This is a genomic window from Microbacterium sp. sgz311019, assembly GCF_056135325.1.
The window spans coordinates 520,373-532,716 of record NZ_JBWAXO010000001.1; the positions used below are offsets into that span (position 1 = coordinate 520,373).

General features: G+C 69.6%; 13 protein-coding genes. 8 read left to right on the plus strand and 5 right to left on the minus strand.

What is annotated here, in order from left to right; genetic code table 11:
• Positions 1-27: 27 nt before the first annotated feature.
• Positions 28-1,125, minus strand: a complete 1,098-nt coding sequence (gene mnmA, locus AC0NZN_RS02475; RefSeq protein WP_474590675.1) for a tRNA 2-thiouridine(34) synthase MnmA — start codon at positions 1,123-1,125, stop codon at positions 28-30.
• A gap of 10 nt (positions 1,126-1,135) precedes the next feature.
• Complete coding sequence (locus tag AC0NZN_RS02480; protein WP_474590676.1) at positions 1,136-1,573, minus strand: YchJ family protein; 438 nt, start codon at positions 1,571-1,573, stop codon at positions 1,136-1,138.
• 40 nt (positions 1,574-1,613) lie between these two features.
• On the opposite strand from AC0NZN_RS02480, the gene AC0NZN_RS02485 reads away from it, so the two are divergent.
• The 4 genes from AC0NZN_RS02485 (at position 1,614) to AC0NZN_RS02500 (ending at position 4,854) form a co-directional block, all read left to right on the plus strand.
• On the plus strand, positions 1,614-2,573 hold the full coding sequence (locus AC0NZN_RS02485; protein WP_474590677.1) for a 5'-3' exonuclease: 960 nt from the start codon (positions 1,614-1,616) through the stop codon (positions 2,571-2,573).
• A 58-nt stretch (positions 2,574-2,631) separates the two neighbouring features.
• Positions 2,632-3,804, plus strand: coding sequence for a sensor histidine kinase (locus AC0NZN_RS02490; protein WP_474590678.1), 1,173 nt, complete (start codon positions 2,632-2,634; stop codon positions 3,802-3,804).
• Positions 3,801-4,454: a response regulator gene (locus tag AC0NZN_RS02495; RefSeq protein WP_474590679.1), complete on the plus strand. Its 654-nt coding sequence runs from the start codon at positions 3,801-3,803 to the stop codon at positions 4,452-4,454. The genes AC0NZN_RS02490 and AC0NZN_RS02495 overlap by 4 nt, the downstream gene beginning before the upstream one ends.
• 115 nt (positions 4,455-4,569) lie before the next feature.
• The gene (locus tag AC0NZN_RS02500; protein WP_474590680.1) at positions 4,570-4,854 is read left to right on the plus strand and encodes an SHOCT domain-containing protein; all 285 of its coding nucleotides are present in this window, start codon (positions 4,570-4,572) and stop codon (positions 4,852-4,854) included.
• Positions 4,855-4,869: 15 nt separating this feature from the next.
• Here the strand turns inward: AC0NZN_RS02500 and AC0NZN_RS02505 are convergent, their stop codons facing one another.
• From AC0NZN_RS02505 to trpD, 3 genes are all read right to left on the minus strand, one after another.
• The gene (locus tag AC0NZN_RS02505; protein ID WP_474590750.1) at positions 4,870-5,907 is read right to left on the minus strand and encodes a PHP domain-containing protein; all 1,038 of its coding nucleotides are present in this window, start codon (positions 5,905-5,907) and stop codon (positions 4,870-4,872) included.
• 26 nt (positions 5,908-5,933) lie between these two features.
• Complete coding sequence (locus AC0NZN_RS02510) at positions 5,934-6,452, minus strand: aromatic ring-opening dioxygenase LigA (protein WP_474590681.1); 519 nt, start codon at positions 6,450-6,452, stop codon at positions 5,934-5,936.
• A gap of 124 nt (positions 6,453-6,576) precedes the next feature.
• Complete coding sequence (gene trpD / locus AC0NZN_RS02515; RefSeq protein ID WP_474590682.1) at positions 6,577-7,638, minus strand: anthranilate phosphoribosyltransferase; 1,062 nt, start codon at positions 7,636-7,638, stop codon at positions 6,577-6,579.
• Positions 7,639-7,765: 127 nt separating this feature from the next.
• Here trpD and ctaE point away from each other — a divergent pair, with 127 nt between their 5' ends.
• Genes ctaE through qcrB form a run of 4 tightly spaced genes read left to right on the plus strand, consistent with a single transcriptional unit; the run spans position 7,766 to position 12,269 of the window.
• On the plus strand, positions 7,766-8,407 hold the full coding sequence (ctaE, locus tag AC0NZN_RS02520; protein ID WP_474590683.1) for an aa3-type cytochrome oxidase subunit III: 642 nt from the start codon (positions 7,766-7,768) through the stop codon (positions 8,405-8,407).
• A 19-nt stretch (positions 8,408-8,426) separates the two neighbouring features.
• Complete coding sequence (qcrC, locus tag AC0NZN_RS02525; RefSeq protein ID WP_474590684.1) at positions 8,427-9,233, plus strand: cytochrome bc1 complex diheme cytochrome c subunit; 807 nt, start codon at positions 8,427-8,429, stop codon at positions 9,231-9,233.
• Positions 9,234-9,264: 31 nt separating this feature from the next.
• Positions 9,265-10,344 (plus strand): cytochrome bc1 complex Rieske iron-sulfur subunit, encoded by a 1,080-nt coding sequence (gene qcrA, locus AC0NZN_RS02530; protein WP_474590685.1) that lies wholly within the window; start codon positions 9,265-9,267, stop codon positions 10,342-10,344.
• Positions 10,341-12,269: a cytochrome bc1 complex cytochrome b subunit gene (gene qcrB / locus AC0NZN_RS02535; protein ID WP_474590686.1), complete on the plus strand. Its 1,929-nt coding sequence runs from the start codon at positions 10,341-10,343 to the stop codon at positions 12,267-12,269. The genes qcrA and qcrB overlap by 4 nt, the downstream gene beginning before the upstream one ends.
• The last annotated feature ends 75 nt before the right edge of the window (positions 12,270-12,344 follow it).

Below are 12,344 nucleotides of genomic sequence, written 5' to 3' on the forward strand. Positions count from 1 at the left end.
GCGAGCACCGACACGGATGCGGGCGCCTCACACGCCCGCGGGCACCGCCGACACGGTCCGGTCGATCGTGAACTGGCCGATGACACGCGTACCGTCGTAGAGCACGGCGGTCTGACCGGGAGCGACTCCCTCGAAGGGGCTCTCCGGGTTCACGATCACCGCCCCGTCGTGCAGCCGGGCCCGCGCGGGCACAGGGTCGGCGTGCGCGCGGATCTGCACGTCGCACGCGAACTCCGCTGTCTGCGGAGCCCGCCCCGCCCAGCTGAACCGAGCACCTGCGATCTCGCCGATCGCCAACGCCTCCTTCGGCCCGACGACCACGGTGTTCGATACCGGGCGCACCTCGAGCACGAAGCGCGGCTTGCCGTCGGGCGCGGGCACGCCGAGGCGCAGCCCGCGACGCTGGCCCACCGTGTACGCGTGTGCGCCGTCGTGAGAGCCGACGACGGCACCCGACGCATCCACGATGTCGCCCGTCTCGGAGCCCACCTTCTCGGCCAGCCAGCCGCGCGTGTCGCCGTCGGGGATGAAGCAGATGTCGTGGCTGTCGGGCTTGTGTGCCACCGACAGTCCGCGCGCCTCGGCCTCCGCGCGGACGAGCGCCTTGGACGGCGTCGCCCCGAGCGGGAAATAGGTGTGCGCGAGCTGCTCGCCGGTGAGGACGCCGAGGACGTACGACTGGTCCTTCGCGGCGTCCGATGCCCGGTGCAGCTCGAGGCCGTCCGGCGTTTCCACGAGCGACGCGTAGTGGCCGGTGCAGACGGCATCGAAGCCGAGTTCGACGGCGCGCTCGAGCAGAGCGGCGAACTTGATGCGCTCGTTGCAGCGCATGCAGGGATTGGGCGTGCGGCCCGCCTTGTACTCGGAGACGAAGTCCTCGATGACGTCGTCGCGGAAGCGCTCCGAGAAGTCCCACACATAGAAGGGGATGCCGAGGCGATCGGCCGCGCGACGGGCGTCCATCGCGTCCTCGATGGTGCAGCACCCGCGGCTGCCCGTGCGCAGTGTGCCGCCTGCGCGCGAGAGCGCGAGGTGCACGCCGACGACGTCGTGTCCCGCCTCGACGGCGCGCGCGGCCGCGACGGCGGAGTCGACACCGCCGCTCATGGCCGCCAGGATCCGCATGGTGTCCAGTCTACGAGCGGGCTCCTGGCAGGGAGCTCTGCCCGACGTCGCCGTCGACGTAGACCCAGCGCCCTCCGCGGCGGGAGAAGCGGCTGCGCTCGCGCAGCGTGCCCCGCTCGGCTCCCTCGACCCAGGAGGCCTCGAACACGACGACCCCCTCGTCGTCGTCCTCGCCGCCGGCGAGGATCCCGAGGATGCGCAGGCCCGTCCACCGCTGCGCGGGATCGAGCTCGAGCTGCGCCGGCCGCGTGCCCGGATGCCAGGTTCGCACGAGGTGGTCCGCATCCCCGGTCGCGAACGCCGTGTAGCGCGAGCGCATGAGCTGCTCGGCCGTGGACGCCGGCCGCCCCGCGAGCAGGGGGCCGCAGCAGGCGGCGAACGCCTCGCCGCTGCCGCAGGGGCACGGATCGCCGGACGCGGGGGCGGCGAGCCGGGCTCCGAAGGACATGCACCGACCCTATGTCGAGGGCGCATGCCAAGATGACCGCATGGCCGATCGCCTCATGCTGCTCGACTCCGCGTCGCTCTATTTCCGCGCCTTCTACGGCGTCCCCGACACGGTGAAGGCACCGGACGGGTCCCCGGTGAACGCCGTGCGCGGGTTCCTCGACATCATCGCGAAGCTCGTGGCGATGTACGAGCCGACGCACCTCGTGGCGTGCTGGGACGACGACTGGCGACCGCAGTGGCGGGTCGACCTCATCCCGAGCTACAAGGCGCATCGCGTCGAGGAGCTGGTCGAGGTCGGACCCGATGTCGAGCAGGTCCCCGATCCGCTCGTCGTGCAGGTCCCCCGCATCCGGGAGGCCCTCACCGCGGCGGGAATCGCGATCGTCGGCGCCGCCGAGCACGAGGCCGACGACGTGATCGGCACCCTCGCGACGCGCGCCACCCTTCCGGTGGACGTCGTGACGGGCGATCGCGACCTCTTCCAGCTCGTGGATGACGACCGCGACGTCCGCATCGTCTACACCGCCCGCGGGATGAGCAATCTGGAGAATGTCACCGACGCCGTCGTCCTCGCGAAGTATGGAGTGCATGCCAGCCAGTACGCGGACTTCGCCACGCTCCGCGGCGACAGCTCCGATGGCCTGCCCGGCGTCCCCGGCGTGGGTGAGAAGTCGGCGGCCACACTGCTGAACGCCCACGGCGACCTCGGCGGCATCATCGCCGCCGCCGAGGCGGGCACCGGGATGTCCGCCGGCGTCCAGGCGAAGATCCGCGCGTCACGGCCCTATCTCGACGTCGCACCGACGGTCGTCGGCGTCGTCCGAGACCTCGACCTCGACGTTCCCGACGCGCGGATCCGCCCGCTCGGCCCCGAAGAGCGGAGGGATGCGGCGGCCCTCGGCGAGCGCGGCGGCTACGCCTCCGCGCTCGAGCGGCTGCTCGACGCCTTCGACAGCGTCGGCGTCGCGAGCGAGCCTCCTGTACTCCCGGAGGAGTAGGCCCGGTTCCTCCGTGGGCACGGCGAACGCTCGGAAAGCCCGGCGTAGCATCGAGCGCATGCCGGATGCCGCGTGGACCCACGACACCGTGGGGACCGGCCGCTTCCGGCCGCCGGCCGCGGTGACGCTGTACGTCCCCGTCGTCGTCGCCCTGATCGTCCAGGTTCCCCCGACCATCGTCATCGCGATGCTCTCGCATACGGCGCCGCTCGCCGCGGCCGCGAGCATCGCGCTGGCGACGGCATCCGCCCTGGCACTCCTCGCGGCACGCGCCTTCCCCGGTCCCACCGTCGCGGCGGTGGCAGCGCTGACCGTCGCGGACGTCTTCATACCGCCGGCCTGGGGGCCGCCCTACATCTCGCTCGCCTTCGCGATCGTCGGCGCCGTCGTGCGCGGAGCCCGCGCGTGGGCTCTCGTCGCGGTCGGCGTCGGCTGGCTGATCGCGGTCGGAGCCGGCGCCGCCGTGGGCATCGACTGGCATCCCCTGCGGGTCGTCGCGACGACCGCCGTCCTGGCGCTGTGCTTCGGGATCGGCGAGGGCATCCGCCGACGAAGCGATCGTGCCGCCGCCTCCCGGGCCCAGCTCGCCGAGCGCCGCCGCACGACGGAGCGTGAGGAGCGCGAGCGCATCGCCCGCGAGCTGCACGACGTGCTCGCGCACTCCCTGAGCCAGATCTCGGTCCAGGCCGGCATGGGGCTTCACCTCTTCGACCGCGAGCCCGAGAAGGCCCGCGAGGCTCTCACCAACATCCGTGGGTTGAGCGCCACCGGCCTCGACGAGGTGCGGGGCGTCCTCGCGTTCCTGCGCGGCGACGAGCGCAGTCCGCAGACCGCACCATTGACGCCCGCTCCCCAGCTGGCGGATCTCGAGCAGCTCGCCGCTCAGCGCACGGGTCTTGGCCTCACCGTCGATCTCGACGATCGACTCGCGGGCGACCTGCCGCCGTCGGCCGTCCAGACGACGGCGTATCGCATCGCGCAGGAGGCGCTGACGAACGTCGTCCGGCACAGCGCCGCGTCCACGGCGACCATCAGGCTCCTCCGCGACGGCGACGACCTCGTCGTCACGGTCTCCGACGACGGCGTGGGGATGCAGGATGCCACGGAGGGCACCGGCATCCGCGGCATCCGCGAGCGCGCCTCTCTGCTCGATGGCACCGCGCAGCTCGGCGAGGGTGCGCGCGGCGGAACCGTCGTGACCGCGCGGCTCCCCTGGGACGGCGTCTCGTGATCCGCGTCGCCCTGGCAGACGACCATCAGCTCGTGCGCGCTGGATTCCGAGCGCTGCTCGACGCCGAACCCGGCATCGAGGTCGTGGCCGAGGCATCCGGTGGCCAGGAGCTGCTGCACACGCTGCGGGATATCCCTGTCGACGTCGCCCTCGTCGACATCCGGATGCCCGACGGCGACGGTCTCTGGGCGACCGAGCAGATCGCCGGAGATCCTGCGCTCCAGGGCGTTCGGGTCGTGATCGTCACGACGTTCGAGCTCGACGAGTACGTCGCGCGGGCGATCAGGGCCGGCGCCTCGGGCTTCCTCGTGAAGGACACCGAGCCGGTCGACCTCATCCGCGCGGTGCGCGTCGTCGCGCAGGGCGATGCGCTGCTCTCACCGAGCGTCACGCGCACGCTCCTCAGCCGCGCGGCGACCGGACTCCGTGTGTCACCCGCGCCCGAGGGCATCACCGAGCGCGAGACGGAGGTGCTGCGCCTCGTCGCCCAGGGACTGACCAACGACGAGATCGCCGCGCGCCTGTTCCTCTCGCCGCTGACGGCCAAGACCCACGTGTCGCGCATCATGCAGAAGCTGCAGGCGCGCGATCGGGTGCAGCTCGTCGTGCTCGCATACGAGTCCGGGCTCGTCGCCCCCGGTTGGCAGTAGCCAGTACTCCCCGCGGAGCAGAGGAGGTCACTCCCTCCGGCCGATGTGCGGCAGCATCGGTCGGCGTTGGCTGGAGGCATCCTGCAGCGATCTCCGCGCAGGAGAAGGGAGTCCCATGTCCGCCTCACTCACCGCCTCGCTCGCGGCCGCCCATGTCGCAGGCCCGTGGATCGGGTTCGGGTGGTGGTTCCTCGTCATCCCGCTGTTCTGGATCCTCCTCTTCGTGATCCTGTTCGCGGTGTTCGGCCGACGCTGGCGCAACGCCGCCATGAGCCGTCGCGACCCGTCCCGGCAGGCCGAGGCGACGCTCGGCGAGCGCTACGCGCAGGGCGACATCGACGAGGTCGAGTACCGCAAGCGCCTCGAGGTCCTGCGCGCCAATTCGGCTGCGGGCGCCTGACCGGATGCGGGCGGTTCAGAATCCTTCTGAGCCGCCCGCGTCGCGCGAGCGTTCCGTCCAGGTCCGCAGCCGCTCGAGCGGCCACGCCGTCACGATGCGCTCCGGCGGCACACCCAGCGTCATCGCGCGGGCGGCGCCGTGGTCGATGAGCGAGAGCTGGCCGGGAGCGTGCGCGTCCGAGTCGATCGAGAACAGACACCCGAGCTCGAGCGCGAGCGCCATCAGATCATCCGGCGGATCCTGCCGCTCCGGGCGCGAGTTGATCTCCACCGCCACTGCGTGCGCGGCGCACGCTTCGAAGACCGCGCGCGCATCGAACGTCGAGGGCGGACGCGTGCCGCGGCTCCCCTCGACGAGCCGGCCCGTCACGTGACCGAGGACGTCGACGTGGGGATCGGATGCGGCGGCCACCAGCCTCCGCGTCATCGGGGCGCGCTCCATCCGGAGTTTCGAGTGCGCCGACGCGACGACGACGTCGAGCGCGCCCAGCATCTCCGGCGTCTGATCCAGCGCGCCCTCCTCGAGGATGTCGACCTCGATTCCCGTCAGCAGAGTGAAGCCCGCCGATCCGGATGCGTTGATGCCGGCGACGACCTCGAGCTGCTCCCGCAGGCGCTCCTCGGACAACCCGTTCGCCACCCGCAGCCGGGGTGAGTGATCGGTGAGGGCGAGGTACTCGTGGCCGAGTGCACGAGCGGCCTCGACCATCTGATCGATCGGCGTCAGGCCGTCGGACCATTCGCTGTGGCTGTGGAGGTCGCCCCGGAGCTTCGCCCGCAGCGTGGCTCCGGCCGTCGGCGCCTCCACACCGGCGGCCTCCCGCAGCTGGAGGAGATACCCGGGCACCTGGCCGTCCAGCGCCTGCTGGATCACCGCGAACGTCGAGTCGCCGATTCCCTTGCGGCGACGGAGGGATGCAGCGTCCCGCAGCTGCTCGTCCGTCAAACCCGTGATGGCGGCAGCGGCCGCCCGGAACGCCTTCGAGCGGTAGCGCGACGCCCGTTCGCGCTCGAGGAGGAACGCGATCTCTTCGAGCGCCGCGAGCGGCGTCAGCGCCTGATCGTCGTCCGCCATGCCGGTCAGGGTGCGAGGGCCGCGGGCTTGACGATGACCGGGGCGGTCGCAAGGCGGTGCAGACCCCAGCCGAGAAGGATGAACAGGATGCCGAGACCGACGACGAGCGCCGCGACGCCGAAGGCGACGACCGACGTGAACAGCGACGCGCGCAGGAACGATGCGGTCATCATCGTCTGGCGCGCCGGGTCGTCCTGCGACAGCTCGGCGTAGGTCTGGCCCCCGGACGAGGCGAGCGCGTGCTTCTGGATGACCTCGGCCTGCGCGTATGCGGTGAAGGGGCCGGCGACCGGCTGACCGGCGAAGGCCGCCGCGTCGTCGGAGACGATGATCTTCTCGGCGCGCAGCTCGTTGGACACCGCCACGTACGCGATGGTGCCCGCGATGATCATGACGATCCCGGCGAGGATGCCGAGGATGCCGACGGTCTTGACGAGTCCGAGACTGCGCGCGGGCGGTGCGACGGCTCCTTCCATCGGTGCGGTCTGGACTGCGCCCTGCCCTGCGGCGGTGGATTCCGACATGAGTCCTCCTGGGTGCGTGCATGCGCACCATGGCACGTCCTGGTGCGGCCGGCTCCCTCGGCCGGCTGGTGCTCACGCTAGCGCGGGCCGACGACCTGTCGCCACGCGCCGAGCCGTGGCAGACTCAGCCGGCGAGCTCGCGCGTCGCCGCGACCCAGTCGTCGAGCTTTCGAGCAGCCGCGCCGCTGTCGATCGCCGCGGCCGCAGCATCCTTCGCCTCCGCGAGACGCTCCAGGATCGGACGCTGGACGAGCGCCGGATCGCGGAAGAGCCGGTACGCAACGATCCCGGCCGCAGCGTTCAGGAGCACGATGTCCCGCACCGCGCCCTCCTCGCCGGCGACCGTGCGACGCACGACCTCGGCGTTCTGCGCGGGCGAGCCGCCGATGAGCTCGTCGATGCGGGCGAGACGGATGCCGAGATCCCGCGGGTCGATGTCGTGCTCGTGGATGTCGCCGAGGCTGACCTCCCACATCCGGCTGTGCCCCGTCGTCGTGAGCTCGTCGAGTCCGTCGTCGCCGCGGAAGACCAGGGCCGTCGCGCCGCGCGTGCGGAAGACGCCCGTGATGAGCGGCACGCGGTCGAGCTGGGCGACCCCGACGGCATTGGCCTCGGCACGAGCCGGATTGCACAGCGGGCCGAGGAAGTTGAAGACCGTCGGCACGCCGAGTTCGGCGCGTGTGGGTCCCGCGTGCCCGAAGCCGGGGTGGAAGGCGGAGGCGAAGACGAAGGTGATCCCGGTGCGCTCGAGCACCTCGGCGACCGCCTCCGGCTGCAGCGTGAGCTCGACGCCGAGCTCGCCCAGGACGTCGGAGGACCCGGACGACGAGCTCGCGGCCTTGTTCCCGTGCTTGACGACGGGGATGCCGGATGCCGCGGCCACGATCGCCGACATCGTGGACACGTTCACGGTGCCGAAGCGGTCTCCGCCGGTGCCGACGATGTCCAGGACGGCGGCCGGAACCGGCAGCGGGCGAGCCGCTTCGAGGATCGCGTCGCGGAACCCGACGACCTCGTCGACGGTCTCGCCCTTCGCCCGGAGGGCCACCAGGAACCCCGCGAGCTGGGACGGCGTGGCCGCGCCCTCCATGACCTGACGCATCGCCCAGGTCGACTCCGAGACACTCAGATCGCGGCGCTCGAGCAGCGCTGACAGGATGTCGGGCCACGCGTACAGATCGGTCACGAGCACCGATCCTATCCAGCCAGCGGATTCCAGGCGTTCTCGCGGAATCTTCTTAGGTTCACCTAACTTCACACGGGCTCGAAGTCGAGGGCCGCGATGGGGGAATCCGGCTGAGAATTCGGCAATAATGGGGTGTGTGACGACCCCCGCTACTTACAACCAGGCCCTGCGCACCGTGAAGAGGCCCGACCCGGTGGCCGTCGGCACGATCGTCTGGCTCGGCAGCGAAGTGATGTTCTTCGCAGGTCTTTTCGCGATCTACTTCACGCTGCGCAGCACCTCCCCCGGCCTGTGGGCCGAGATGACGCAGCACCTGAATGTGCCGTACGCGTTCGTGAACACCGTCATCCTCGTGCTGTCCTCCGTGACGTGCCAGATGGGCGTGTTCGCCGCGGAGCGCTTCCAGCCCTACACGGTGAAGAGCAACAAGCGCTGGAGCCGCTGGGGCATGGTGCCGTGGTTCTACCTGACCTTCGCGATGGGCGCGATCTTCGTCTCCGGCCAGGTGTGGGAGTACTCGCAGCTGGTCATGGAGGGCATGCCCATCCAGGCGAACGCGTACGCCTCCGCGTTCTACCTGACGACCGGCTTCCACGCCCTCCACGTCACGGGCGGCCTCATCGCATTCCTGCTGGTGATCGGTCGCGCGTACGCCGTCCGGAACTTCGGCCGCAAGGAGATGACCACCGCGATCGTCGTGTCGTACTACTGGCACTTCGTCGACGTCGTGTGGATCGCCCTGTTCGCCGTCATCTACTTCATCCGATAGAGCGGAGCTGCACACCCCCATGGCACGAGAGAAGAAGCGCCGCCAGACCGGACGCCGGAGCCGAGTCGCCACCGCCGCCTTGATCGGCGCGGGCCTGCTGCTCACGGGCGGCATCTACGCCGGAGCATCGGCCGCGATGGCCGCGACGAGCGACGACACCAAGACGGCTGTCAGCGCGTCCGGCGTCGAGGAGGGCAAGAAGCTCTTCCAGGCGAACTGCGCCACCTGCCACGGCCTCGACCTGCAGGGCACCGCGAACGGCCCGTCGCTCTACGGCGTCGGCGAGCTGGCCGTGCACTTCCAGGTCTCGACCGGTCGCATGCCGCTGCAGATGCAGGGACCTCAGGCGCCGGCCAAGCCCCCGCAGTTCACCACCGAGCAGATCGACGCGCTCGCCGCGTACGTCCAGTCCGTCGCGCCCGGCCCGACTTACCCGTCCGCCGAGATCATCGACGGCAAGGGCAACGTCGCCGAGGGTGCCGAGCTGTTCCGCATCAACTGCGCGATGTGCCACAACGTGGCCGCCGCAGGTGGCGCGCTGACCGAGGGCAAATTCGCTCCGTCGCTCGACAAGACCACGCCGCTCAACATGTACGCGGCCATGGTCACCGGCCCGCAGAACATGCCGGTGTTCAGCGACATGAACCTCACGCCGGATCAGAAGCGCAACATCATCTCGGCGATCCTGTACCTGCAGAAGAACAACTCGCCCGGCGGCTTCGACCTCGGCAATCTCGGCCCTGTCTCCGAGGGCCTCTTCATCTGGATCTTCGGCATCGGCGCTCTGATCGCCATCACCGTGTGGATCACGGCGAAGTCCAACTGACCTCTAGCTAACGGAACGTACGAGGAGCACCATGTCACACGAGGACGACCCGCTCGAGCACGAGAGGGCTTCATGGCAGCCGTCTGCGGGGCTCGCTGTCGCGGTGACCGACCCCGTGCAGAACCCCGAGCTGCCGCCGCACCGCGAGCGGGTGACGGACAGCGACCCCGACGCCATGAAGCGCGCGGTGCGCACGGTCTACACGCTGTTCTATCTGTCGGTCGCCGGAAGCATCTGGGCCATCGCCGCCTACATGCTGTTCCCGATCGAGGACGGCCAGCCGGTCGCGATCCGCAACAACAACCTCTTCATCGGTCTCGGCATCGCCCTGGCGCTGCTTGCTCTCGGCATCGGCGCCATCCACTGGTCCAAGGCGATCATGTCGGACAAGGAGTTCATCGAGCCCCGGCACGCGACGCGCGGGCGCGACACCACGCGCGAGGCGGCCGTGCAGGCGTTCGCTCTCGCCAACGAAGAATCCGGCTTCGGCCGCCGCACCATGATCCGCAACTCGCTGATCGCCGCCGTCATCGCCTCCATCGCACCCGGGATCACACTGTTCCGCGGCCTCGCCCCCGAGGACACACCGGAGCGCCCCAACGCTGGGAACCCGGTCTACCTCCTGAGCCACACCATGTGGAAGGAGGGGAGCCGCCTCGCGCATGACCCGAGCGGCACGCCGATCAAGGCGTCCGAAGTCACGCTCGGCTCCGCATTCCACGTGATCCCTGAGGACCTCGCGGCCATCAGCCACTCCGAGGGCTACCTCGAGCAGAAGGCCAAGGCCATCGTCCTGCTCATGCGCCTGCCGCAGGATCAGCTGCATCCCTCCCCCGGCAAGGAGGACTGGGCCTACGACGGCATCGTCGCGTACTCCAAGGTGTGCACGCACGTCGGATGCCCCGTGGCTCTGTATGAGCAGCAGACGCACCACCTGCTGTGCCCCTGCCACCAGTCGCAGTTCGACATCACCCACGAAGCCGCGGTCATCTTCGGCCCGGCGGCCCGTCCGCTGCCGCAGCTTCCGATCACCGTCGACTCCGAGGGATACCTCGTCGCCCGGAGCGACTTCCACGAACCCGTCGGCCCGAGCTTCTGGGAGCGCCATTGAGTACCGCAACCGCACCCTCCACCTCCCAGGAGGAGGTGAAGGAGAAGCCCCTCGGCGGCAGCTTCGTCGGCTGGGCCTCCAACTACATCGACGAGCGCACGAGCCTCTCCGGCTTCGTGAAGGAGCTCGGACGCAAGATCTTCCCCGACCACTGGTCGTTCATGCTGGGCGAGATCGCGCTCTGGAGCTTCGTCGCGGTGCTCTTGTCGGGAACGTTCCTCACGTTCTTCTTCCAGGCCTCGATGGTGCCGACGCACTACATGGGAACCTTCATCCCGATGCGCGGCGTCGAGATGTCGGCGGCGCTGGACTCCACCCTGAACCTGTCGTTCGACATCCGCGGTGGCCTGCTGGTCCGTCAGATCCACCACTGGGCGGCACTGACCTTCGTCGCAGGCATCGGCGTGCACATGCTGCGCATCTTCTTCACGGGTGCGTTCCGCAAGCCGCGCGAGCTGAACTGGGTGATCGGTTTTATCCTGTTCATCCTGGCCATGGCCGAGGGCTTCACGGGCTACTCGCTGCCCGATGACCTGCTCTCGGGCAACGGTCTGCGCATCATCGACGGCATGGTGCTCGGCATCCCCGTGATCGGCACCTGGACCTCGTTCCTGCTGTTCGGCGGAGAGTTCCCGGGCAACGACATCGTCGGGCGCCTGTACACGCTCCACATCCTGCTCCTTCCGGCGATACTCGTCGGTCTGCTTGTGCTGCACCTGATGCTGATGGTGATCAACAAGCACACGCAGTTCGCGGGCCCCGGCCGTCAGAACAGCAACGTCGTGGGCTACCCGATGATGCCGATCTACATGTCGAAGATGGGCGGCTTCTTCTTCATCACCTTCGGTGTGATCGTGCTGATCGCGTCGCTGTTCACGATCAACCCGATCTGGAACTACGGCCCGTACGACCCGTCCCCCGTGTCCGCGGGCACGCAGCCCGACTGGTACATCGGCTTCGCCGACGGTGCGCTTCGCCTCGTGCCTCCTCATCTCGAGTTCGTGTGGCTGGACCGCACCTGGTCGTTCAACATCCTGATCCCGCTCGTCGTGATCGGCCTGTTCATCGTCCTCGTGCTCATCTACCCCTTCATCGAGGGTTGGGTGACCGGTGACAAGCGCGAGCACCACATCGCGCAGCGCCCGCGCAACGCCCCGACGCGTACTGCCATCGGCGTCGCCGGCGTGATCTTCTACGCGGTGCTGTGGGCTGCGGCATCCTCCGACATCATCGCCACGCACTTCTCGCTGACGATGGAGGGCGTGATCCACGCGCTGCAGATCCTCCTCATCGTCGGGCCGATCATCGGCTACTTCGTGGCCAAGCGCATCGCGATCGGTCTGCAGAAGAAGGACCGTGAGATCGTGCTGCACGGCTACGAGTCCGGTCGCATCGTCCGCCTCCCCGGCGGCGAGTACATCGAGGTCCACCAGCCGGTCGACGAGTATGAGCGCTTCAAGCTCGCCGACTTCGAGATCAACGAGCCTCTCGTCGTGCGTCCGAACGCCAGGGGCCGGATTCCGTGGCACGAGCAGCTTCGCTCCGGCATGTCGCGCTGGTTCTTCGAGGACCGTCTCATCCCGCTCACGCAGGCGGAGCTGGAGGCGCATACGCACCACCAGCACGAAGAGCTGGACGAGATGGCCGAGACCGAGGCTGCGGAGATCCAGGGTGCGCACACGCGGGCCGGTTTCCCCGATGCGCCCCTCCGCCCCGTGGACACGTCCAAGAGCGGCGAGTTCCCGGTCCGTCCGACGAGCGTTCTGGCAGCCGGCCAGAACGTGCCTCGCACCGGCGAAGGCACCGCTCCCCCTGCGCCCGAGAACCAGCCGAGCCCGATGGCCGACACCGACGCTGCACCGTCCTCCGATGTGCCGTCGACGGCAGACGGCGACAACGACGAGGACGCGCCCGGCAAGCCGTAGGACGCTCTCAGAGCACACAAGATGCCCCGTTCCGACCCGCAGTCGGAACGGGGCATCTTGTGTGTCGCGGGCGTC